General features: G+C 46.1%; 16 protein-coding genes. 15 read left to right on the plus strand and 1 reads right to left on the minus strand.

Translation table 11 applies throughout. The features are described 5' to 3' along the window. Positions 1 to 29 precede the first annotated feature (29 nt). The 7 genes from H8S65_RS18100 to H8S65_RS18130 all read left to right on the plus strand — a co-directional run bounded on the left by H8S65_RS18100 (position 30) and on the right by H8S65_RS18130 (position 11200). Positions 30 to 2942: a SusC/RagA family TonB-linked outer membrane protein gene (locus H8S65_RS18100; RefSeq protein ID WP_255489315.1), complete on the plus strand. Its 2913-nt coding sequence runs from the start codon at positions 30 to 32 to the stop codon at positions 2940 to 2942. A 34-nt stretch (positions 2943 to 2976) separates the two neighbouring features. Beyond that, positions 2977 to 4692: a RagB/SusD family nutrient uptake outer membrane protein gene (locus tag H8S65_RS18105; RefSeq protein WP_186931253.1), complete on the plus strand. Its 1716-nt coding sequence runs from the start codon at positions 2977 to 2979 to the stop codon at positions 4690 to 4692. A 94-nt stretch (positions 4693 to 4786) separates the two neighbouring features. Beyond that, positions 4787 to 6223 (plus strand): sulfatase, encoded by a 1437-nt coding sequence (locus H8S65_RS18110; protein WP_186931254.1) that lies wholly within the window; start codon positions 4787 to 4789, stop codon positions 6221 to 6223. Between the two features lie 120 nt (positions 6224 to 6343). Then, entirely contained in the window at positions 6344 to 8272 is a 1929-nt protein-coding gene (locus H8S65_RS18115) for a heparinase II/III family protein (RefSeq protein ID WP_186931255.1), read from the plus strand. A gap of 7 nt (positions 8273 to 8279) precedes the next feature. Then, positions 8280 to 9494 carry a glycoside hydrolase family 88 protein gene (locus tag H8S65_RS18120; RefSeq protein ID WP_186931256.1) on the plus strand — a complete coding sequence of 405 codons (1215 nt, stop codon included), beginning with the start codon at positions 8280 to 8282 and terminating at the stop codon, positions 9492 to 9494. A 4-nt stretch (positions 9495 to 9498) separates the two neighbouring features. Beyond that, on the plus strand, positions 9499 to 10281 hold the full coding sequence (locus H8S65_RS18125) for a glycoside hydrolase family 16 protein (protein ID WP_186931257.1): 783 nt from the start codon (positions 9499 to 9501) through the stop codon (positions 10279 to 10281). 19 nt (positions 10282 to 10300) lie between these two features. Beyond that, entirely contained in the window at positions 10301 to 11200 is a 900-nt protein-coding gene (locus H8S65_RS18130; protein WP_186931258.1) for an alkaline phosphatase family protein, read from the plus strand. Positions 11201 to 11275: 75 nt separating this feature from the next. On the opposite strand, the gene H8S65_RS18135 is transcribed toward H8S65_RS18130, so the two are convergent. Beyond that, positions 11276 to 15334: a hybrid sensor histidine kinase/response regulator transcription factor gene (locus H8S65_RS18135; protein ID WP_186931259.1), complete on the minus strand. Its 4059-nt coding sequence runs from the start codon at positions 15332 to 15334 to the stop codon at positions 11276 to 11278. 196 nt (positions 15335 to 15530) lie between these two features. Between H8S65_RS18135 and H8S65_RS18140 the strand changes: the two genes are divergently transcribed. The 8 genes from H8S65_RS18140 (at position 15531) to gltA (ending at position 24126) form a co-directional block, all read left to right on the plus strand. Continuing rightward, positions 15531 to 16961: an MFS transporter gene (locus tag H8S65_RS18140; protein ID WP_186931260.1), complete on the plus strand. Its 1431-nt coding sequence runs from the start codon at positions 15531 to 15533 to the stop codon at positions 16959 to 16961. An 88-nt stretch (positions 16962 to 17049) separates the two neighbouring features. After that, complete coding sequence (locus H8S65_RS18145; protein WP_186931261.1) at positions 17050 to 18084, plus strand: iron chelate uptake ABC transporter family permease subunit; 1035 nt, start codon at positions 17050 to 17052, stop codon at positions 18082 to 18084. 7 nt (positions 18085 to 18091) lie between these two features. Next, positions 18092 to 19111 carry an ABC transporter ATP-binding protein gene (locus H8S65_RS18150; protein WP_186931262.1) on the plus strand — a complete coding sequence of 340 codons (1020 nt, stop codon included), beginning with the start codon at positions 18092 to 18094 and terminating at the stop codon, positions 19109 to 19111. A gap of 144 nt (positions 19112 to 19255) precedes the next feature. After that, complete coding sequence (locus H8S65_RS18155) at positions 19256 to 20608, plus strand: MATE family efflux transporter (RefSeq protein ID WP_186931263.1); 1353 nt, start codon at positions 19256 to 19258, stop codon at positions 20606 to 20608. A 71-nt stretch (positions 20609 to 20679) separates the two neighbouring features. Next, entirely contained in the window at positions 20680 to 21252 is a 573-nt protein-coding gene (locus tag H8S65_RS18160) for a DUF4251 domain-containing protein (protein ID WP_186931264.1), read from the plus strand. 109 nt (positions 21253 to 21361) lie between these two features. After that, on the plus strand, positions 21362 to 21745 hold the full coding sequence (locus tag H8S65_RS18165; protein WP_005637370.1) for a co-chaperone GroES: 384 nt from the start codon (positions 21362 to 21364) through the stop codon (positions 21743 to 21745). 95 nt (positions 21746 to 21840) lie between these two features. Beyond that, entirely contained in the window at positions 21841 to 22638 is a 798-nt protein-coding gene (locus tag H8S65_RS18170) for a sulfide/dihydroorotate dehydrogenase-like FAD/NAD-binding protein (RefSeq protein ID WP_122344383.1), read from the plus strand. Positions 22639 to 22656: 18 nt separating this feature from the next. Next, on the plus strand, positions 22657 to 24126 hold the full coding sequence (gene gltA, locus H8S65_RS18175; RefSeq protein ID WP_186931265.1) for an NADPH-dependent glutamate synthase: 1470 nt from the start codon (positions 22657 to 22659) through the stop codon (positions 24124 to 24126). The last annotated feature ends 211 nt before the right edge of the window (positions 24127 to 24337 follow it).

Genomic DNA, 24337 nt, shown 5'->3' on the forward strand with positions numbered 1-24337 from the left:
CGCCTTATTGACAGGCATTACGAAGACATTTGTCCCTTTTTATTCGTCTTTTCCAGAGATTTTCCATCAAACTTGCCGAAGACTCCCAAGCACTGGAAGAGGTTGTCGTCGTAGGTTATGGTACGCAGAAAAAGGTTAACCTGTCCGGTTCTGTTACCTCTGTTAATGTCAGCGAAATGGCTGAGAGCCGTCCGTTGACAAACATTTCTACCGCTTTGGCGGGTACCGCTCCCGGTGTACAGATCACATCCAGCAACAATATCCCGTCTAATAATGGTGATGCGGATATAAAGGTTCGTGGTCAGGGTACATTGAACAACTCTTCTCCGCTGGTTATTATCGATGGTGTGGAAGGAAACCTGAACAGTGTTAGTCCGCAGGACGTAGAAACAGTCAGTGTATTGAAGGATGCTGCTTCATCAGCAATCTACGGTTCCCGTGCTGCTAACGGTGTTATCTTGATTACTACAAAGTCCGGTAAATCAGGTAAGATGAAACTGGATTATACGGGTTATGTATCTTTCCAGACATTGGATAAACCGTATGATGTAATCTCTAATTATGCTGATTACATGGAATATCTGAATGAAGGTCTGGCAAATAGTAATAAACCGGCTCAGTTTTCACAGAACGTAATTAACTTATGGCGTGAAAAATCGCAAGATCCGAACGGATTGAACGAATATGGAATGCCGAACTATCTGGCTTATCCGAACAATGATATTTTCGATGTATATGAAACCGGTGTTTCCCATCAGCATAATATCTCGGCTTCCGGTGGTTCTGAAAAGATTACGTATTACACCTCTTTCAATTATCTGAATAACCCTGGTATTCTGGAGAATTGCGGTTATGAACGCTTTAGCCTTCGTGCCAATATTGATTCCCAGATTAAAGACTGGTTAAAGTTGGGAGTAAACCTGAGCGGATATACGGCAAACACTACTCCGGTCAGCGAAAATATTAAGGATATCTATACTTATGGTTTGACCGGTGGTAATCCCGGTATCGCCTATTTGGATGATCAGAATCGTTTAGGTATTAATGCTAACAATGAAGATGATCCTCAGAATGCGACGAACAACCCATATAACCGTCTGCGTAATACAACGGGTAATATTCAGATGAATACTTTAAAAACCCGTCTGTATGCAATTTTAACACCGTTGAAAGGTCTGACCATCCAAGGTTCATATACATATGACTATTATGATAAATTCAAGGATAGCAAGCCTAATTTCGTCCCAATGTATAATTTCCAGACGAATACATTGTTTACGGACGGTGTTGGCCAGACCAGTATTTATAACTACAATGAAAAGACGTTCAGAAACTTTATGGATGCGACCGCGCGATATGAACGGAATTTCTTTAGTGATCGCCTGAGCACAAATTTGATGATAGGTGCCAGCCAAGAACAATATAAACGGCAGTTTTTTAGTGCAACACGTAAGGATTTGATTGATCCTTCATTAGGTGTTATAGAAGGTGCAATAGGAGAATCTTCTTCAACCGGTAATATTACAGAATGGGCTATGCGTTCTTTCTTTGGACGCCTGAACTTGGGTTGGGATGATAAGTATCTGTTTGAAGCAAACTTACGTGCAGACGGTTCTTCCCGTTTCCTGTCAGACAACCGCTGGGGATATTTCCCATCTTTCTCTGCTGCATGGCGTATTTCCGAAGAAGAGTTTATGAAGGATGTCAACTGGTTGGATAACCTGAAAATACGTGCTTCTTATGGTTCTTTGGGTAATAATACGTTAGGATCTAATCGTGATAATGATGGTAACTATACATCTCAGTCTTTGTATGCACAAACGAACTATGTCTTGAATCGTGCAGTTGCAATGGGTTTGTCTCAGACAGCTATCGCTAATGCCGCTTTAACATGGGAAACAACTTATATCACAAACGTTGGTGTTGATTATAATGTATTAGGAAACCGTTTGTCAGGTAGCATCGAATTCTTTAACAAGAAAACAGAAGGTATTTTGATTGACCTTCCTGCTCCGATGGTTCATGGTAATGCGACTATTCCTAAGCAAAATGCAGCGCAAGTCACAAATAAAGGTCTTGAATTCTCAACAAACTGGAGTGATAAAATCGGTAAAGATTTCTCTTACAATGTTGGCTTCAACTTTACTTATATCAAGAATAATGTGGATAAGTTTAAAGGAGACGATGCTTCTTACGATGGTGCAAGAATGCTGAAAGAAGGTTTGCCTATTTGGTCTCTATATGTTCGTGAAATAGATCGTATCGTTCAGACAGATGAGGATTTGGCATTAGTTCAGGCAATGTTGGATAACCCGGCTGTAGATGGTAAAGTCGTATTTCCTTATGGAACACCGCAAAAAGGTGATATACTTTACAAAGATACAAATGGCAGGGATGAAAATGGAAAACTGACGGGAAAACCTGATGGTATTGTTAACGATGACGATCGTGTAGTGGTCGGCAACGGTAAAAATCCGACTTGGACTTATGGTATGAATCTTGGTTTCAATTGGAAGGGAATAGATTTTTCTGCATTGCTACAGGGACAGGCCGGTATTAAAGACGTATATCTGAGCAACCTGTATAAATGTGGTGTACGTGTTGGATATCAGTTGAATAAAGATGTAATTGAAGGACGTTGGTATGAAGGGCGTACTGATGCTACTTATCCTCGTTTGTTGGACTATAATGATACAAGAAATGAACAATATTCTGATTTTTGGGTAGCCAGCAAGGCTTATCTGAAAATACGTAACATTACATTAGGCTATACCTTGCCTTCTGCATGGACAAAGGTTGCTTATATGGATAGAGTCAGAATTTACGGTAGCTTGGAAAACTTCTTTACATTTACAAAATGGAAAGGATATGATCCTGAAATAGAAGGCATCACTTATCCGACAATGCGTCAGGCCGTGATAGGTGTTAATGTCACATTCTAATCATGTTTGTTGAATTTATAAACAGAATTACAAGATGAAAAAATATATTATGCCTTTTTTAGCAGCACTTTTAGCATTGACAAGCTGCTACGATTTGGATAGGGCACCTTATGACCAGTTAAGCTCTTCGACCTTCTGGCAAACAGAAGATCAATGCAAGTCCGGTTTAATGGGTGTTTATGCGTCCTTGAAAAATACAGACTTATACGGTAAAATGTTCATGATAGACGTGAACTCCGACGTCGCTGTTGGATATGACCAGTATGAAGCTCTCCAGTTAGGGACATGTACACCGCGTACAGGTTTTCTGAATGGCAAATGGCAGAACGGTTATAATGCTGTTCAGCGTGCGAATTTGGCTATCCGCAGTATTGGCGAAGCTCCTATTGCGGAAGAAGCAAAGAGTCAAATGTTAGGTGAGGCTCGTTTCTTACGTGCTTTGATCTATTTCCATTTGTTGGATTATTTCGGAGGTCTGCCTCTTTATGATGAAACGACCAATTTGGAACAAGATTTCAACAATCTAATGAAGACGAGAAGTTCTGCAGAAGAAACACGCGCGTTTATTATTGCAGATTTGGAAAAAGCGTTGAATTCAGGATTACCTGAGAAATGGGACGATGCCAACTATGGCCGTGTTACATTAACCGCTGTTCAAGCTTTGTTAGGTAAAATTTATCTTTATGATAAACAATATGAAAAAGCAATTGAATATTTTGAAAAGTCAACAACAGGACATGAACTATACAGTAATTTTGCTGATCTGTTCAACTTGACCGGTCATACCAGTTCTGAAATGATTTTTTCAATTATCAATTTAGGAGGAACCGGTAACAACTACGGTATGCCCCTATGTTTCTATGCTGGAACCCGTAATTCTTACGGAAGCTGTTGGAACAATACGCTACCTTCTGTTAACCTGGTCGATATGTATGAGTATAAGGATGGTCGTCCTTTTGATTGGGATGAATTATTCCCTGGCTATACAACCGACAACAAAGTGCGTGAACGTGTTTACAGATGTACAGTGAATACTGATGGTTCTGAAGTTTTGGATATACCGGCTGAATCGGAAAAGATTAAGGAAATGTATGATCAACGTGACCCACGTATGTCAGCAACGGTTATCGCTCCTTATACGACCTACCGAGGATGGTATTCTAATAAAGAAAAGTTGATGACATTTTATTTTGCGAAAAATGAAAAAGGTGATGTAGTCGCTTTACATGAAAGCAATGGTTTTATGCGTAACAACAAAGGTGGTTGGGAAACTTATTTCTGGAGAAAATTTGTGCCGGAAGGAGATTGGAATGGTGCTATAACAAACCGTGAACATACTCCTGTAAACTTCCCGATTATTCGTTTGGCAGATGTTTATCTGATGTTGGCTGAATGTTATAATGAAGTAGGTAATCAAACAAAAGCAGTCGAATACATTAACAAAGTACGTGAACGTGCTGGTATTGCATTACTGAACAGTGGTCCGTCTTATCTGGCTGCTAACACAAAAGATGAAGTATTCCAGCGTATCTTCCGCGAAAGAGCTTATGAATTGGCAGGTGAAGGTGTTCGTGACAGTGACTTGCGGCGTTGGAAATTGTCTCATACGTTACTTAACAGAGATGAATACGGTATAACAGGTAAACGTATGTTAACTCGCGTATTCCGTGAAAATCGCGATTATCTGTGGCCGATCCCTGCAACTGAAATTGAAATAAATGAAGGATTAAAACAAAATCCGAACTGGTAATAGTCTTTTAAGGTTTTAGAAGTTACTTTTGTGGAGGGCAAATGCTCTCCCAAAAGTAACTTCGTTTTTTTATATAATCTAATATCATATAATAATGTATATACGCAATCTTATCTTTACAGGCTTAGTCGTTGCAACGGCTGCAAATGCCGGGACACAACAGAGAACAAATAGTGACAGAAAGAATATTTTGTTTATCGTCTGTGACGATCTTCGTCCCGAATTAGGATGTTACGGACAGGAGCAAATAAAATCGCCAAACATCGATAGTTGGGCGGCGCAAAGTGTCTTATTCAACCGGGCGTATTGTAATATAGCCGTGTCGGGCGCTTCCCGTGCAAGCCTGTTAACCGGATTGCGTCCGACAAAAAATCTGTTACAAGCTTGGAATGCCCGTACCGATGTGGATGTTCCCGATGCGATTACCATACAGAAATGTTTCAGAGATGCCGGATATACAACAATAGCGAACGGAAAGATCTACCATCATCAGGATGAGGCTTCTATGAAATATTGGGATGATATAATGCCTCCTACGCCCGGCACAGCAATGGGATATCATTCGGAAGAAAATTTAGCTCTCATGCAAAAACAGAAAGAAACGGGCAAAGGTAGACGCGGATATTTCTATGAACATGGAGATTATCCGGAAAAAGAGTATCTGGACTGGCAAATTGCAGAAAAAAGTATTCAGGATTTGAAAAAGCTAAAAGACCAGGATAAGCCTTTTTTCCTCGCTGTCGGATTCATTCGCCCTCATTTGCCTTTTGTGGTCCCTCAAAAGTATTGGGATATGTACGATCATTCCCAAATTGAAATCCCGGATAATTATATACTAAAACCCGGAAACGATATACCGGAACGTGCTTTGACTAACTGGTCTGAATTGAGAGCGTATAGTGGAATTCCGGAACAAGGACCTTTGGATGAAGAGACGGCCAAGTTAATGATACATGGTTACTACGCTTCGGTTTCTTTTGTGGATGCACAGATCGGACGTCTGTTGAAAGCGTTGGAAGAAGAGGGGCTCGATAAGAATACAACTGTAGTATTGATTGGCGATCATGGTTGGAATTTAGGAGAGCATGGCACTTGGTGCAAGCATAGCATTATGAATACGTGTCTACATTCTACTCTTATTATTAATTCACCGGAAATAAAAACGCCATATCGTTGCGGACAGATTGTGGAGTTTGTAGATTTGTACCCGACTATGTGCGAGGCTGCCGGAATCGATCAGCCTGCTCAACTGGAAGGAACCAGTTTGCTCCCTTTGTTAAAATCACCGGAAGCAAAAACAAAAGGGTATGGTGTTTCCCGCTGGGCTAACGGTTTCACATTTATACAGGATCAGTATTTCTATACGGAATGGAGGGACAAAGACGAGAAGATCATAGATCGGATGCTGTTTAACCATTCTGAAGATGAAGATGAGAATTATAATGTGGCAGGAAAAGATGAAAATAAAGCGATTGTAAGAGAGTTAAGTGAAAAACTATTGAAGAACAGAGGCTCTAATTATGAAAAATAAAAGTAGGATGTAAACTACTTAAAATTTTGTCATTGGACAATCAGTGCACATGAATTGGATGAATATGTCTGTATTCCATAGATGGTACTTATAATTTTGTAATATTGAAAAATAATACCTATGAGAACACAACGATTAATCACAATCGTGTGCCTGTTGTTTTGGACAGCCACACATCTGTATGCGTACGAAGAACGCAATTTGTTACAGAAAGAAGCAGATTTTGAGAAAGTAAAGTCTGCTTTGCTGATGGACCAGAAATGGCTACCCTATCCTGATTATTCCGACCGGGCCGGTTGGGATAAATTTCTTGGTGATTATAAAGACGAATATATCCGGAAAGGAGAATCTTTTCTGGATTATGAATGGAAAGTTGTAAAAGCGACCGATTATTTGGAATTCGGGCGAAGTGGTAACCGGACAATAATGGAAAGTCCGTTCAATAAAAATAATTCCGCACTCGGAAGCCTGTTTATGGCAGAGATGGCTGAAGGAAAAGGACGCTTTATCGACCAGATTATCAATGGCGTTTTTGTCAGTTGCGAAATGACAAGCTGGGCGTTGTCGGCACATTTGGGATTGCAGAAGATAGGAGGATGTTTTCCGAGCTATGAGGAACATGTGATCGATTTGGGTTCAGGCAATCTGGCCTCACAGTTGTCTTGGATTTATTATTACCTGAAACCTTCTTTTGATAAAGTGAATCCTCTTATTGCAAAACGGTTACGACATGAATTGCAGGTTCGCATCCTGGATGCTTATATGAACCAGGATCATTTCTGGTGGATGGCTTTTAACCTGAAACCCGGCGAATTGGTGAACAACTGGAATCCGTGGTGCAACTTCAATGTGCTGCAATGTTTCTTCCTGCTCGAAAATGACCGGGATCAGTTAGCTAAGGCGGTTTACCGGACTATGACTTCTGTAGATCATTTTATCAATTATACACATGAAGACGGTGCTTGTGAGGAAGGCCCGTCCTATTGGGGACATGCTGCGGGAAAGATGTATGACTACCTTCAGATGTTATATGACGGGACAGGCGGGGCAATCTCCGTATTCAACCAGCCGATTATTAAGAATATGGGAGAATACATTGCCCGTTCTTACGTCGGCAATGGTTGGGTTGTGAATTTTGCGGATGCCTCTGCTAAAGGAGGAGGAGATGCCGACCTTATTTTCAGGTATGGGAAGGCGACCGGAAGTTCGGTCATGATGGGCTATGCGGCTTATCTCAAAAGCCTTTCTGCCAAGGATGCTGTACCGGGAGGCGACGTTTTCCGTCTTTTCCAGACGTTGCTTTATCGCAAAGACCTGGCAGGGACAGAGGTGGCTTATAAAGCTCCCGTCTACTCCTGGTATCCGGAAACCGAGTTTTGCTATATGACCAACAAGAACGGCTTTTTCGTGGCAACGAAAGGCGGATATAATAATGAAAGCCATAATCACAACGATGTAGGAACCTTCTCCCTTTACTTAAATACAACGCCTGTCTTTATCGATGCCGGGGTCGGTACATATACCCGCCAGACATTCAGTTCCGAACGCTACTCTATCTGGACGATGCAGAGCCAGTATCATAATCTGCCTTTGATTAATGGAGTGCCGGAACAGTTCGGTTCGGAATATAAGGCAACGGATGTGCAGTTCGATCCGAAGCGTATGTATTTCTCTGCAAATATTGCAACCGCTTATCCGGCGGAGGCGAATGTGAAAAAATGGGTCCGTTCGTACCGGTTGGGAAAGAATTCTCTGAAAATAGAAGATTCGTTCTCACTGGACAAGGCGGATCGACCGAACCAGATCAATTTCCTTACCTGGGGAAAAGTGGATATCTCTGTTCCCGGAATCGTTACGGTCGAGGTGAACGGTGAGAAAGCCCGCCTGGCGTATGACAAGGATGTCTTTGTGTCTACTGTCAAGACGATCCGGCTGGATGATCTCCGCCTGTCGAATGTTTGGGGCGAACAGATCTATCGGGTTTCGTTGAACGCAAAAAAACTGCCGCTTTCCGGCTCTTATACTTATACAATAACAACAATAAAATAATTGAATCATGAAGAAAAATTTAATTGCATTTGCTTTCTCGGCATTTCTGCTATCTTGCGGGAGTACCCCCAAAACAGAAGAAAAGAGCTTCATTGACGAGAATATAGATTTTGCCCGTGCACAAATAGGGAATGAGATCGGCGTGATTGAGGCGAGTGGAAAATGCTTGAATCCGGTCACATTGAAAACAGACAGTTCCGTTTACTATTGCGGTTATGCTGATTGGCGGAGCGGATTCTTTCCCGGATCGGTTTGGTATTTGTATGAGTTGACTGGTGACGAGACGTTGCTGCCTCTGGCTGCCAAATATACGGATGCAATCGAGGAGGCTAAAAACCTTACCTGGCATCATGATATCGGGTTTATTATCAATTGCAGTTTCGGGAACGGTTTGCGGCTGGCCGGAACGCCTTCTTATAAGGATGTGATGGTGCAGGCTGCAAAATCTTTGTCTACCCGTTTCCGCCCGGCTGCCGGAATTATCCAGTCGTGGGATGTGGAACGCGGATGGCAATCCGAACGGGGCTGGGAATGTCCGGTTATCATCGACAATATGATGAACCTGGAATTGATGTTCGAAGCAACCCGTTTGTCCGGCGACTCTTCTTTCTATAAGATTGCCGTATCGCATGCCGATCGTACTATGCAGGAGCATTTCCGCCCGGATGGAAGTTGTTACCATGTGATCGATTACAGTATTAAAGATGGTAAGGTGCGCCATCGCCAGACGGCACAGGGATATGCCGACGAGTCTATCTGGAGCCGCGGGCAGGCATGGGCCATTTATGGTTATGCAGTATGTTATCGTGAAACGAAAGACCGCAAGTATCTGGATCAGGCTTTGAAAACTTTCAATATGATGAAGGAACTGAAGAATATGCCGGAAGACCTGATTCCTTACTGGGATATGTCTGCCCCGAACATTCCGAACGAACCGCGTGATGTCTCGACAGCTTCCTGCATTGCTTCCGCCCTTTATGAGATCAGTACGATGGATGTACCGGATGCAGCCAGCTATAAAACGTATGCCGACAACATCATGGTTGCTCTTGCTTCTCCGGCTTACCGGGCTGCTTTGGGCACGAACGGAAACTTCCTGCTGATGCATTCCGTAGGCAGCATCCCTCATAATTCGGAAATAGATGTTCCGCTGAACTATGCCGATTACTACTATCTGGAGGCATTAAAACGTAAACGGGATATTGAGAAAGAAATTTTCTGATACTATGCTTAAACATCTATTTTTCTTATCATTTTTCTTTTTTATCTCTTGTGCACCCAAGCAGACGGACGGGTGGAAGCTGGTTTGGGAAGATGATTTCAACCAAGCGGGAGGGCCGGACACGGCAACCTGGTCGAAAATACCGCGCTGGCATCCGGACTGGGCAAAATATATGTCCGACAACGAGGCCTGTTATGATATGGCGGACGGAAATCTGATTTTACGCGGTTTGGTCAACCCCGACCGCTCTTCGGATACCGCAACTTATATCACTGGCGGCGTATATACCAAATTCAAACGTCCTTTCCACGGCGGGAGACTTGAGATAAAAGCGAAATTGGAGGGAGCTACCGGAGCGTGGCCGGCTATCTGGCTGAAACCGTTTGAAGAAGAAAAATATCCCTGGCCTTCCGGTGGGGAGATCGATATAATGGAACGGCTGAGTTATGACAGCATCGCCTATCAGACGGTCCATTCCAACTACACCCACCACCTGAATCTTAAAAAAGATCCTCCCCAGGGCAGTACGGCTCCGATCGATCCGGATAATTATAATGTATATGCAGTCGAGATGTACCCGGACAGCCTTGTCTTTTTTATAAATAATATTCGTAACTTTGCTTATCCGCGTATCGAGACCGATAAGGAAGGGCAGTTCCCGTTCGATAGGCCTTACTATTTATTGATCGATATGCAACTTGGCGGTGTATGGGTCGGTGGAGTGGATTCGCTGGATTTGCCGGTTGAAATGAAGGTGGACTGGGTACGATATTATAGGAAGGATTGATATACTTAATTAGAATAGCATGAAAATAGGAAAATTGTTTTTTGCGTTGGCATTTCTGATGTTGTTTGCCGATGCTTCGATGGCTGCCAAGTGGAAAGCCAAACATGTAGTTTTGATCGGTCTGGACGGCTGGGGCGCTTATAGCGTGGAGAAGGCCGAGATGCCGAATGTGAAGAAGCTGATGGCCGAAGGATCTTATACGTTGAAAAAACGCTCTGTCCTTCCATCTTCCAGTGCCGTGAACTGGGCTTCCATGTATATGGGGGCAGGACCGGAACTTCACGGCTATACGGAATGGGGGTCGCAAACCCCGGAACTTCCTTCCCGCGTGGTGAATAAGAACGGTATTTTCCCGACCGTATTCAGCTTGCTTCGCGAATCCGACCCGAAAGCAGAAATCGGTTGTATCTGTGAATGGGCGGGAATCCGGTACGTATGCGATACTTTGGCGTTGAGCTACGATAAACACATTACGGATAAGCCTCAGAATCCGGCAACAACAAAGTGCGCGGTCGAATATATCAAGCGTGCACATCCGGCATTGGTGAATATCGTTTTCGACGAACCCGACCATGTGGGCCATGCAGAAGGGCACGACACGCCTGCCTATTATGAAAAGCTGAAAGAGCTCGATGGCTATGTCGGCCAGATCATTCAGGCGGTTAAGGATGCAGGTATGTCGGACGAAACGATCTTTATCGTCACGGCCGATCATGGCGGTATCAAAAAAGGCCATGGCGGCAAAACGATGGAAGAAATGGAGACTGCCTTTATTATTTCCGGCAAGGGGGTCAAGAAAGGATATGAATTTGAGGAAAGCATGATGCAGTTCGACTGTGCTTCTACAATTGCTTATATCTTCGGCTTGAAACAACCGCAGGTTTGGATCGGTCGCCCGATGGTTCAGGTATTTAAATGACAAAATGTATTGTTGCATGCGCACGACACGTTGTTTTAGTAGAAAATGCCCTGTCGTGCATGCGCAACACCCTGCTTAGGCTTCGGCGGAGCTTTCGTGCGTGGACGACGAGGCTTTTTTCCTGTATTCTGCCGGGGTGATTTCGAACTGCGCCTTGAAACAGCGGGTGAAATAACGCGGGGAGCCGAAACCCAGCCGGTCGGAGATGTCGGCGATCTGCAAATCGAGGTTACCCGTCAACATGGCTGCGGCCCGCTTCAGTTTGCAGTTGAGGACAAAGTCGTTTGGAGTCATACCTGTCAATGCCTTGAATTTTGCATATAAGGAACTCCGGCTGAGTCCCAGTTCACGTGCCATCATATTCATGTCGAAGTCGATATTATCCAGATTCTTTTCAATGATCGAGTTGACCGTGTCCAGGAATTTCTGGTCTATCGGGTTGCTTGCCAGTGATTGTGCATCGAAATTTTTCTGTTGGCTGAATTTCTTTTGCAGGATAATACGGTTACGAACCAGGTTATTGCAGCGTGCCAGCAGCACCTTTGCATTGAACGGTTTATTGATATAGTCGTCGGCGCCCCGCTGCAACCCTTCGATGTTTTGTTCGGCGGAAGTGAGTGCCGTAAGCAGGACGACCGGGATGTGGCATACGTCAAAATCATTTTTGATTTTCAAGCACATCTCCGTACCGGACATTTCCGGCATCATGACATCGCTCACGATGATATCCGGCCGTTCCTCGCGTGCCTTATCCAATCCCTCTTTGCCGTTTCGTGCCAGCAGGACGCGGTAGATCGGCGAGAACAGGGAGCTCAGTATCTGGAGCAATTCTTCGTTGTCTTCGACCAGCAGGATCGTACGGGGTGAATCGTCTCCTTCGATCAGTACCTCCCTTTGTTCGGTATCGGAAAATTCTTCCAAATGGTCGGCAAAGGCGACCGTGTCGGGAACCAGGCTTTCCGTTTGCTTTTCCTGTTGCTCCTGTACCTGTTCTTCCTCGGTAAAATGGGTGCGGCCTTTCAGAAGGCGGACAATGAAAATACTACCGTAGCCCGGGGTACTTTCCACTTGTATCGTTCCGTGATGCAACTCGATAATATTTTTGGTCAATGAAAGCCCGATTCCTGTGCTGGGAGTCTTGGTGATATTCGAGATGCCGTTTTCTGCCTGATAGAAGCGGTCGAATATCTTATCTATATCCTCTTTGCTGATGCCGATACCGTTGTCGATTACTTTAATGATAACTTCATTCTCCTTGTTTTCCAAAATCATTTCAATGGTCGCATTCGGCTTGGTGTACTTGAACGCATTGGAAAGCAGGTTATAGAAAACCTTTTGCATTTGCTTCGGATCGAAGCAGCACGACACATTCTCTTGCGGAGCCGTGAAGTTATAAGTGATGGAACGGCTGGACGCATATTCGTAAAAAGACAGGTAAATCTCTTTCAGGAAGGGAACGATGTCTTGCTCGTACACTTTCAGTTTCATGTGGCCTTGTTCCAGTTTACGGAAGTCCAACAATTCGCTGATCAGGTTCCTCATATGATAGGTGTTCTTGTACACTTTCAGCAGTTTGTTGTATACGGAAGGAGATAATGAACTGCTTTGCAATAAGAGTTCGATCTGGGAGATAATCAGCGTCAACGGCGTCCTGAATTCATGCGAGATGTTGGAGAAGAACTGTAGCTTTGCCTGGTTCAGTTCTTCGATCGCCTCTTTTTCCTTCCGTTCCATCTCTAATGAAGTTTGCAACATGTATTGCGATTTCTTGAAACGGTAAATGCTGTACAGTATGCTTGCTATCAATATGAGATAGAGGAAATAAGCCAATTCGGAAGCATACCAGGGGGAATGGATGTGTATGTCCATCTTGATGGTGCGCGGCTGCTCAAGATTCGGATCGTATTGTATTTCCCGGACGATAAGCGTGTATTTTCCGGGATTCAAGTTCGTATAGGAAATGTTGTTATCCTTGCTGGGAATCCATTTTTTGTCGAAACCTTCCAACATGTATTCATAAGACGCCTTTTTCAGCGTGTTGACATAGTTGTTCGATGTAAAAGTGAAAATCAGGTTATTCTGATTATAGGCCAACTCTATCTTCCGGGTGAAAGGCAGGGCGGCGGTCAGCACCTTGTTGTGGTCGCCGGGGAAAACCTGTTCATTGTTGATAAACAGGTCGGAAAAATACAGTTGGTAATCTTTGGCGGAGTTGAACAACTGCTGTTCGAAGAAAGTCGCCATGCCATTGCTGCTACCGACGAATATTTCCCCGTTTTTGCAGACCAGGATTCCGCAACCGATGTTTATGCCTGGCAGAGGCAGGGCGGTCCCTAACTCCACAACCTTGAACAAGTTTTGGTCCGGGTCGAAAAAGGTAATGCCTTTGTCGCCTGTTATCACCAATTGGTTCAGTGTCGACAACGTCAGTTCATAGCAGTAATTGCTGGCGATGAAACTGTTTTCGGTCGTATATCCGATAAACCGTTTGTTTTTCTCGTCGTAGTAGAACAGGCCGGAGCCACGGGTTCCGAGGAAGATCCGCCCTTCTTTGTCTTCGATTATTTGGGATATGGGAAATGTGCCCAATCCGTTCTCACCGGAACGGAATTGCACCTGGTCTTCTTCATTTTCGAGGTTGATCTTCCAGACGCCTTTGCCGTAGGCCTGCCACATGTATCCTTTCGAGTCGATGAGGAAGCAAGTGTTCCCGTAATATTTGCCACTCTTGAACAACAGAGATACTTTTTCCGTATCTAAATTCATTTTGAATATTCCTTTCGGTCCGGTGCAGATCAATTCGTTGTTATAGATTGTCATCTGGTTGATCCGGTCGCCGGCTATTACGGCGTAAGACGGATCTTCGAAATAGGGGTTCTTGAACCGTTTGTTTTTGATGTCGTAGATGGATAGTCCTCCGGTATGCGTTCCAATATACAGTTTGTTGCGTTCCGGGCAGTAGGCTATTGCTTTCAGGTTGTTGTGGGCGATGGAGTTGCGGTTCTCATCGGCCATGAAGTAGGTGAATTTCTTTGTTTTCCGGTCGAAGAAGTTCAGTCCGCCTCCTTCGGTGCAGATCCAGATATTATTGTCTTTGTCTTCCACCATCTTGCCGACGAAAGGATAATCCAGGCAGTCGTTCCGGGTGTTGTTGGCTGCATAGACCGTGAATATATCTGTTTCGGGGTTGAAATAATTGACGCCGCCGTAATAGGTCCCCAGCCAGATCGTGCCTTGCCTGTCTTTGTAAACGGGGAATACGGATGAATGGGCCATGCTGCCGGGCAAAGGGTTGTGGGCATAAACCTCGAACTGGTTGCTGATCGGATTGTATTTGTTCAGCCCGGTGAAGGTCCCGAACCAGATGTTCCCGAAGTTGTCTTCCACGAAATCCCGGACCTGGTTGCTTGATATGTTGTTGGGGTTGGACGGGTCGTAGCGGTAGCGGGTGAAATTGCCGTGCACGTCCCTCTTGTACATGCCGTTCATGCGGATGGATATCCAGAGATTATATTTGGAGTCTTCATACAGGTCGTAAATGTCTTCGCCTATGATCATGCAGGTGAGGGATTTGTCGTCATTCATCCTGAAGAGCCCTTCTGTAGTGCCGATCCAGTACCGGCCGCCGGAATCTTCCAGCAAACAGGTCGCATGTTGATTCCGGCTTTCTAACTTCGTGACGAAATCGAAATCGTTCTTATCCGGATTCCAGGTGAATACGGAGTCGGCTATTCCTACCCAGATGGTCCCTTTGATAGAAGCGACGGTATATACGTTTGATTCCCGCAGGCAGGAGAATTTCTGTGTCCGGATGTCATAGCGGATCAGGGAATAGTCGGAGTCAAAGAATACATTTCCCTCTTTGTCGCCGGCAATGAAATGCGTCTGGTTACCGATCGGGTTGGCATTCTGGCGATGGTATTCGGACGGTTTGTACACCGTGGTCTGAATCCCGTCGTATATGCTGATGCCCTCTTCCGTCCCGAACCACATTCTTCCTAAATTATCCTGGTAGATGGCCATGACGGAAAGCTGTGACAGACCTTCCTGCATGCCTATATGTTTGAAATATATGGGATATATGCCGGAACAGAATCCTGAGAGCATAATGAATAATAAGATGATTCTTCTCATAGTATATAACATTAGCAGCTATTGTTTAAGGTGCTAAGATAAAGATATTTTTCTAATCGTTAAAGGATGTTGTGCTAAATGTTTCGTCCGGCGTCTGTATTCAGGCTGTTTTCGTTTAATCGTTAGTTCGGTTTTATGAAAATATTTTTATCTTTACGGGTACTTTGATAACAATATGATATAAACAAATACAAGTATGAGTGTTTTTGGAAAGTTTCCCCGTACGTTTTGGGTGGCCAATGTAATAGAACTGTTCGAACGATGGGCTTGGTATGGATTTTTTATGCTGTTTGCGAACTACCTGACCGGCTCGTCCGATGCCGGAGGTCTGGAGTTTACCCAGGAACAGAAAGGTTGGCTGATGGGAGTCGGGACAGGGATTCTCTATTTTCTTCCGGTCTTGACCGGCGCGATCGCCGACCGGTACGGTTACCGGAAGGTGCTGTCCCTCGCTTTTCTGATCTATGCATCGGCTTTCCTTTTGTTACCTCAGTTCTCTACTTTTACGGGTGTTTTCCTTATGTATTTGTATCTGGCGGTGGGAGCGGCGTTGTTCAAACCGGTCATATCGGCGACGGTTGCCAAAACGACCACGGATGCGACGGCTTCCATCGGTTTCGGCATCTTTTATATGATGGTGAATATCGGGGCTTTCTTCGGGCCTCTTGTCACTTTGCTTTTTAAAGGGACTTCGTCTCTGATCTTTTATGTGTCGGCCGGGATTATTTCGTTGAATTTTATCTTGTTGTTGTTCTACAAGGAACCGGGGCGTGCAGCGAACGAAAAGAATACGGGAAGCCTGTTCGAAACGTTTGCCTGTATTTTCCGGAATATGGGAAGCATCTTAAAAGACGGGAAGTTTATCGTTTTTCTTCTGATTGTGGCCGGCTTCTGGACGATGTATAACCAGTTGTTTTTTACCTTGCCGGTGTTTATATCGCAATGGGTCGATACGAGTGTTTTGTATGATTTCTTCCAGGCTCATTTCCCTTTTATCAGCCATAACTACAGTCCGGCTCCCGGTGTTATGGACCCGGAGTTTGTGACGAATATAGATGCGCTTTACATCATTTTGTTTCAGGTGATGGTTTCGAGCGTTGTCATGAAGATGAAACCTTTACGCTCCATGATGTCGGGATTCCTGGTTTGTGCGGTCGGAATGTCGTTGACGCTTGCTTTCCAGAATGTGCTGTTTACGATGGTCGCCATCCTGGTTTTCTCTTTAGGTGAAATGGCGGGATCGCCCAAGATTACGGAATATATCGGGCGGATCGCTCCGGCTGACAAGAAGGCTTTGTATATGGGCTATTCCTTTATTCCGGTCTTTTTAGGGAATGTGTTAGCCGGCATTATCTCAGGGTCGGTCTACCAGCAGATGTCGGACAAAGTGATGATCGTTCAGAAATATGTGGCAGAAAAAGGATTCCAGATCCCGGAGGGGCTTTCGAATAATGCTTATTTCGATGAGGCAGCCCGGCAATCCGGCATGAGTCCGCGGGAATTGACCGATTTCTTGTGGAACACGTATCATCCTTCACAAATCTGGATGGTGTTGATGGCGATTGGAGTCGGAGCGGCTTTCGCTTTATTTGTGTATGACAGGGTGACTTCCCGCTCCGACGGTTGATTTATGTTTTGCCTTAAGGCACGGCCGGTTCGTTCAGGTATTCAAAAGTATTGGATCGGACAACTAAAAAAGCATTATCTTTGCAGGCATGAAAAAGCAAGCCTTTATTTTTTATCCGCTTTTGTTTGTTCTCCTGTTGATGCTGTTTGCCGGCGGGCTGATTTATGGCGCTGTCTCGATTCCGGTTGAAAGTGTGGTGAATATATTGCTGGGAGAGGGGACGGAGCGGCTTGCATGGCAGAATATTGTGGTGCAGAGCCGTTTTCCCCAGGCCGTGACGGCATTGCTGGCAGGCGCTTCATTGGCTGTCAGCGGATTGTTGCTGCAGACGTTGTTCAGGAATCCGCTTGCCGGTCCATCTATCTTGGGAATCAGTGACGGGGCCAATTTGGGAGTCGCCGCGATCATGCTCTATTTCGGCGGTTCGCTGAGTATGGTAACCGATTTGCCGATCAGTGGCTACCTGGCGGTGATCATGGCTGCATTTAGTGGTGCGGCCTGTATTTTAGGATTGATTATTTATTTCTCGGCGAAGGTGAAGAATAACGTCATGTTGCTGATTATCGGTATTATGATCGGTTATCTCGCTTCATCATTGATTTCGGTGCTGAACTATTATGCTTCGACTGACAAGGTGCATGCATTTGTGATGTGGGGATTGGGGAACTTCTCCGGGGTATCCTTGCAACAGTTGCCCTATTTTGCAGGTTTTACATGTATAGGATTGCTGTTGGCGATTCTCTTGATCAAGCCTCTGAATGCACTGCTCTTAGGAGAAATGTATGCCGCCAATTTAGGAATCAAGATCAAGCGGACGCGTATTCTGATCCTGCTTTGCACGGGTTTGCTTACTGCGACCACGACTGCCTTTTGCGGTCCGATTTCCTTTATCGGGTTGGCGGTTCCGCATGTCGCCCGTCTGATGTTGGGCTCATCCAATCATAAGATGTTGGTTCCCGTTACGCTGCTGACCGGTTCTTGCATAGCATTGCTTTGTAATTTGCTGATGGTATTGCCGGGCACTCATAACATTTTGCCGTTGAATGCAGTGACTCCGATGCTTGGCGCACCTGTGATTATTTATGTGATTGTGAACCGGAAGAATATCCAATACTTTGACTGATCGACGTATGACAAGAATATTTGCAATAGAAACAAAAGGACTCGGCATCGGCTACCAGCTGAAAGGCGGTAAGCGGAAGGTGGTCCATGACGATTTGAACCTGCAGCTCGTTCCGGGCGAGGTGACCTGTCTGTTAGGGCTGAACGGTGCGGGCAAGTCGACATTGCTCCGTACGCTTTGCGGCTTCCAGCCTCCGCTCGGCGGAGAAATACGCTTGATGGGGAAACCCCTTTCCGATTATTCGCAGGCGAACTTTTCCCTGACTGTCGGTGTTGTACTGACGGAAAAAACGAATGCAGGAGGAATTACCGTATACGAACTGGTCTCGCTGGGAAGACATCCTTATACCGGCTTTTTCGGCCAGTTGAAGAAGCGGGATCGTGAAATCATCGAGCAGTCGCTCGAAGCTGCCGGAATCGCTCATAAAGCCAATAACTATGTCTCGGAACTGAGCGACGGCGAACGGCAGAAGGCTATGATTGCCAAAGCCCTCGCCCAACAGTGCCCGATTATCCTGCTGGATGAACCGACCGCCTTTCTGGATGTGACCAGCCGTATCGAGACAATGGTTTTGCTACATCGCCTGGCCGTCGATGGGCAGAAAGCCATTCTGCTTTCCACCCACGACCTGGACCTGGCTATCCAAATGGGTGATTGTCTGTGGTTGCAGGAGAAAGGGCGTCCGATGGCTTGCGGAACTCCGGAAGACTTGATTATGAGCGGGGCCTTCGAATCCTTTTTCGATAAGGAAGGAATCGTTTTCGACCCGGCTACCGGAAAGTTGAATACGGAAGCCCCCACGTCGGCTATCGGTGTGGAAGGAGACTTCCTGACTTCTTATTGGGTCGGAAATGCTCTGGTCCGTAACGGTTACCGTCCTTCGCCCGTAAAGGAAGGGCAGTTGAATATCACTTGCAAGAGCCCGCATGAACTGGTAGCGGCTTTCCCTGATGGCAGGAGAGAAAAACTCCGGACGGTGGCGGAACTGGTATCTCTTATTGGTGTATTAAGATGTGTTGATATATAACGAATTACAGTTTCCTCCTGTAGGAAACTATAGTTCCCCCTTTAGGAAACTACAGTTCCCTGCAAGGGGAACTGTAGTTTCTTGCCGGGGAAACAGAAGTTTCCCAGTTAGGAAACGGGATTTTATAAATAAAAAAACAAAAATATGGCAAACGAAATAACGTGGCGGCTGGAGCATGAAAAGATCGGCCGGTTGTTGTTGCATTATGCGATACCGGCAGTGATCGGTACGATGGTGAATGCTCTTTATAATATTGTCGACCGTATCTTTATCGGTCAGGGAGTCGGTCCGCTGGCGATGGCCGGGCTAACGCTGACGTTCCCTATCTTGTTGTTCCTCCAGGCCTTCGGGATGCTCGTCGGGGCAGGTGCTGCGACTCGTGTTTCCATCCATTTGGGACGAAAGGCGAATGAGATGGCGGAAAAAGTGTTGGGTAACGCATTGACCTTGACGTTCATCATAACGCTCGTGACGGTAGTCCCCTGCATGATCTGGATGGAAGATTTGTTGCTGGCTTTCGGGGGAAGCGAACAGACCATCCCGTACGCAAAGGACTATCTGGACATTGTGGTTCCGGGAACGCTCCTGACTTCTCTAAGTTTTGGCTTCAACGCGGTTATGCGGGCTTCCGGTTATCCGAAGAAGGCGATGTTCACCATGCTGATCGGAGCGGTAACCAATGTGGTACTCGATCCGATTTTTATCTTCTGGCTGGATATGGGAATTAAAGGAGCTGCCATTGCGACGATCCTCTCGATGCTGCTCTGTACTCTTTTCGTGATGAACCATTTTGTCCAGAAAGACAGTATTGTCCGTTTCCATAAAGGGACGTTCAAGTTAGAAAAACATGTGGTCTGGAATATCCTGACGATCGGCGTCTCGCCCTTTGCGATGCAGTTGGCAGGCAGCTTGGTGGTCGTGATCCAGAACTACGCGCTCAAACAACACGGAGGAGACTTGGCATTGGGGGCGAACGGCATTATCACCAGTGTCGGGATGCTTTTGGTGATGCTGATTATCGGGATCGCGCAGGGGATGCAGCCGATTGTCGGTTTCAACTTCGGGGCAAAGAAATATCAGCGCGTCCAGGAGACGTTGCGTCTGGTAATCATAACCGCTACCATTATCATGGGAATCGGCTGCTTCTGCAGTGTGGCGTTTCCGAAACTGATAGCCCGTGCCTTTACGAACGATCCGGCCCTGTTGGATGTGACGGCAAACGGTCTGCGGATCAGCTTGCTGGTGTTTGTGGTCGTAGGTTCGCAGATTTCGATCAGCCAGTTTTTCCAGAGTATCGGGATCGCCTGGAAGGCCATGTTTTTGAGTCTAAGCCGCCAAGTGCTGTTCCTGATACCGGCGATGTTGCTGTTCTCCCGTTTTTGGGGATTGGACGGTGTCTGGTATGCCGCTCCCTTCTCTGATTTTGTTGCGGCTGTAACTGCCTGGCTCTTTTTGTGGTATCATGTTAAAAACATGAAAAGTAAGAATTCGGATTGAACTTTTTACTATCTTGATTGTCTACTATATGAAAATAGATTGATTAGGTTTCAACTAAAAGAATGAGAAGTATGAAAAGAGTATTATTATTACTGGCTGTTCTGCTTTTTAGCGCAGGAACAATGATGGCCCAGCAGGATAAAGCTGCCGAGAAGGCCGCAAAGAAAGCAGAAAAAGAAGCAAAGAAAGCTGCCGAGGCAGCTGAACAGATGGCCTTGTTCGAGCAAGGCGTGCAAGCGCTGAAAGAGAAAGATTTTGTATTGGAGGCCGAACGTGTCGAGTTTAAGCGTGGGCAATTCGTCTATGTGACTCCAAGCACGAACTTCGTTTCCATGAATGGCGACCGGGCTACTATCCAGTTGGCTTTCAATACTGCCGCTGCCGGCCCGAACGGGATCGGAGGCATCACGGTCGACGGCAGTGCTTCGAATATAGAGATGAAAACAGACAAAAAAGGAAATGTTACATTCAGTATGATGGTACAAGGTGTTGCAGTCTCCGCCAATGTGACAATCCGCATGGTGAAGGGCACGAACAAATGTACGGCAACTGTGAGCCCGAACTTCAACAGCAACCGTATTTCGTTTACCGGTTACCTGTATCCTTCGGATCAGTCCAATGTGTTTAAGGGGCGTGCCATCTGACGTGTAGATTCTTTTGTTCAGGAAAAGCTGCTTTCGGAAAGGGAAGCAGCTTTTTTTATGCAACGTATTTTATATCTTTGTTCTCTAAAATATCATAAACATAAAAGTCATGCAATTAGCAATAGATCAGAAAGACATAGATAAGTTCCTGATGGTGGGTGACAAGGTGCTTATCAAGCCGAAGAACCCGCAGAGTCAGACAAAATCCGGATTGTACCTGCCGCCTACCGTCCAGCAGGAGAAGATCCAAAGCGGCTATATCATCAAGGTAGGCCCCGGCTTCCCGCTTCCTTCCCAGAGTGAGGAACACGAAGTATGGGAAAAGAAGAAAGAAGGCGAGGTCCATTATCTCCCTTTGCAGGCGCACGAAGGCGATCTGGCTGTGTTTTTGCAGAATGCGGCCTACGAGATCAACTTTAATGAAGAGAAGTTCCTGATCGTTCCCCATTCGGCTATTTTGATGTTGGTTCGCGACGAAGGTTTGTTCGAATAACTCCTTTTTGTTTGGCAAAATACTGTGCTATCCAGTTTTTTGATGTATTTTTGCAACCAAATCAACAAGACTAACTATCAATAGTAGCGATTATAATGAATAAAATTGTAAGTAAAGAACATTTCTCTGCCAACGTAGTGAAACTGGAAGTGGAAGCACCTTTGATTGCCCGCTCCCGTAAGGCAGGCCACTTTGTTATCGTGAAGGTGGGTGAGAAGGGCGAACGTATTCCCCTGACCATTGCCGGAGCTGATACCACGAAAGGAACCATCACACTCGTGATCCAGGCTGTAGGCGGTTCGTCGAAGAAGATATGCGAACTGAATGTAGGCGATTATATTACCGACCTGGTCGGCCCGTTGGGACAAGCCACCCATATCGAGAAGGTCGGTACGGTCGTATGTGCCGGCGGCGGTGTCGGAGTGGCTCCTTTATTGCCGATCGTGGAGGCTTTCCATAAGGCGGGCAACCGTGTGATCGTAGTGCTGGCCGCCCGTACAAAAGACCTGGTGATCCTGGAAGAACAGATGCGTGCCAACTCCGATGAGGTGATCGTGATGACAGACGACGGTTCTTACGGTACGAAAGGTTTGGTGACGAATGGCGTGGAAAGTGTGATTAACCGCGAAAAGGTGGATCTCTGCGTTACGATCGGCCCGGCCATCATGATGAAATTCGTCTCTGCCCTGACGAAGAAATATGAGATCCCGACAGTCGCCTCCCTGAACACGATCATGGTGGACGGAACCGGAATGTGCGGCGCTTGCCGTATTACGGTCGGAGGGAAGACGAAGTTCGTTTGTGTGGACGGGCCGGAGTTCGATGCCCACCAGGTAGACTTCGATGAGATGTTGATGCGCCTCGGTGCTTATAAAGATATTGAAAAGAAATAACGAAACCACAGTAAACAAATGACAACAGAAGAACTGATCGCTGCCCGTCGTGCCGAACCGTGGAGAGAAGCACTGCGTAAAAGCAAAAAGAATAAAGAACGCACGGATATTCCCCGTGTGGAAATGAATGAACTGGATGCGGAATACCGCAGCCATACCCGCCTCGAAGAGGTGAACCTCGGATTGACGAAAGAGCAGGCCATGCAGGAAGCCCAGCGTTGTCTGGATTGTCCGAATCCGACCTGTATGCAAGGATGTCCGGTAAGTATCAATATCCCGACTTTCGTGAAGAATATCGAGCGGGGCGAGTTTCTGGAAGCGGCCAAAGTGCTGAAGGAAACAAGCGCGTTGCCGGCTGTCTGCGGCCGTGTATGCCCGCAGGAAAAGCAGTGCGAGAGCAAATGTATTCATCTGAAGATGGGTAAACCGGCTGTCGCTATCGGTTACCTGGAACGTTTTGCCGCCGATTACGAACGGGAAAGCGGAAATATTTCCGTTCCGGAAGTGGCGGAGAAGAACGGCATTAAGATTGCCGTTGTCGGTTCCGGTCCCGCCGGCCTCTCTTTTGCCGGCGATATGGCAAAGCGTGGCTATGACGTGACGGTGTTTGAAGCCTTGCACGAGATCGGCGGCGTATTGAAATACGGTATTCCCGAATTCCGTCTGCCGAATAAGATCGTGGATGTCGAAATAGAAGGTCTCCGCAAGATGGGGGTGAAGTTCCTGACGAACTGCATTATCGGAAAGACCATCAGCTATGAAGACCTGCATGCCGATGGCTTCAAAGGTATCTTTGCCGCCAGTGGCGCCGGACTTCCTAACTTTATGAATATTCCGGGCGAGAACCTGATCGGGGTGATGTCGTCCAACGAATACCTGACGCGTGTCAACCTGATGGATGCTGCCAATCCGGAGAGCGATACGCCTGTCTTGCAGGGTAAGAAGGTGGCTGTCATCGGTGGTGGCAATACGGCGATGGACTCGGTTCGTACGGCACGCCGCTTGGGCGCCGAACGTGCCATGATCGTCTACCGCCGCAGCGAAGAAGAAATGCCTGCCCGGCTGGAGGAAGTGAAACATGCCAAAGAGGAAGGCGTGGAGTTCATGACGTTGCATAATCCGGTCGAATATCTTGGTGACGAACGGGGCCGTGTCAAACAGATGCGCTTGCAGAAGATGGAATTAGGCGAACCGGATGCTTCCGGACGTCGTCGTCCTGTGCCCGTCGAAGGAGCTATCGAAACGATCGATGTGGACGAAGTGATCGTCAGCGTCGGCGTTTCCCCCAATCCGCTTATCCCGCGTGCTTTCCAGGGATTGGAAGTAAGCAAGAAGGGAACGATCGTGGTTAATGAAGAAAATATGCGCTCTACCTTACCCGATGTATATGCCGGTGGCGACATTGTCCGTGGCGGCGCAACCGTAATCCTGGCAATGGGTGATGGCCGTAAGGCTGCTGCTGCGATGGATGAGGCTTTTAGGGGATAACTTAGAGTCTTTGTATGATAAAAAAAGGGGCTGTCCAAAAAGTGTGACAGCCCCTTTTGCTATTGTTTATTTCGGTAAAAAGTAGTATCTTACCGTTGCAAAAAAACAAACATTATAGCAATGGCTAAGATAGTATTTAAAGAGTTAACATCCAACCAAAATGTACTTTTTCCGGTTAGTTTATCGGAAAAGATAGCTCCCAATCATCCCG

Origin of the sequence: Parabacteroides hominis, from assembly GCF_014287585.1 — a bacterium.
Classification (GTDB): domain Bacteria; phylum Bacteroidota; class Bacteroidia; order Bacteroidales; family Tannerellaceae; genus Parabacteroides; species Parabacteroides hominis.

Excerpts from the sequence above, each read along its gene's own strand:
- H8S65_RS18145 (WP_186931261.1), top strand. The coding sequence starts at position 17,050 with ATGAAAAAGCAAGCCTTTATTTTTTATCCGCTTTTGTTTGTTCTCCTG.
- H8S65_RS18110 (WP_186931254.1), top strand. The coding sequence starts at position 4,787 with ATGTATATACGCAATCTTATCTTTACAGGCTTAGTCGTTGCAACGGCT.
- H8S65_RS18135 (WP_186931259.1), bottom strand. The coding sequence starts at position 15,334 with ATGAGAAGAATCATCTTATTATTCATTATGCTCTCAGGATTCTGTTCC.
- H8S65_RS18150 (WP_186931262.1), top strand. The coding sequence starts at position 18,092 with ATGACAAGAATATTTGCAATAGAAACAAAAGGACTCGGCATCGGCTAC.
- H8S65_RS18115 (WP_186931255.1), top strand. The coding sequence starts at position 6,344 with ATGAGAACACAACGATTAATCACAATCGTGTGCCTGTTGTTTTGGACA.
- H8S65_RS18140 (WP_186931260.1), top strand. The coding sequence starts at position 15,531 with ATGAGTGTTTTTGGAAAGTTTCCCCGTACGTTTTGGGTGGCCAATGTA.
- H8S65_RS18130 (WP_186931258.1), top strand. The coding sequence starts at position 10,301 with ATGAAAATAGGAAAATTGTTTTTTGCGTTGGCATTTCTGATGTTGTTT.
- H8S65_RS18155 (WP_186931263.1), top strand. The coding sequence starts at position 19,256 with ATGGCAAACGAAATAACGTGGCGGCTGGAGCATGAAAAGATCGGCCGG.
- H8S65_RS18120 (WP_186931256.1), top strand. The coding sequence starts at position 8,280 with ATGAAGAAAAATTTAATTGCATTTGCTTTCTCGGCATTTCTGCTATCT.
- gltA (WP_186931265.1), top strand. The coding sequence starts at position 22,657 with ATGACAACAGAAGAACTGATCGCTGCCCGTCGTGCCGAACCGTGGAGA.
- H8S65_RS18125 (WP_186931257.1), top strand. The coding sequence starts at position 9,499 with ATGCTTAAACATCTATTTTTCTTATCATTTTTCTTTTTTATCTCTTGT.
- H8S65_RS18170 (WP_122344383.1), top strand. The coding sequence starts at position 21,841 with ATGAATAAAATTGTAAGTAAAGAACATTTCTCTGCCAACGTAGTGAAA.
- H8S65_RS18160 (WP_186931264.1), top strand. The coding sequence starts at position 20,680 with ATGAAAAGAGTATTATTATTACTGGCTGTTCTGCTTTTTAGCGCAGGA.
- H8S65_RS18165 (WP_005637370.1), top strand. The coding sequence starts at position 21,362 with ATGCAATTAGCAATAGATCAGAAAGACATAGATAAGTTCCTGATGGTG.
- H8S65_RS18105 (WP_186931253.1), top strand. The coding sequence starts at position 2,977 with ATGAAAAAATATATTATGCCTTTTTTAGCAGCACTTTTAGCATTGACA.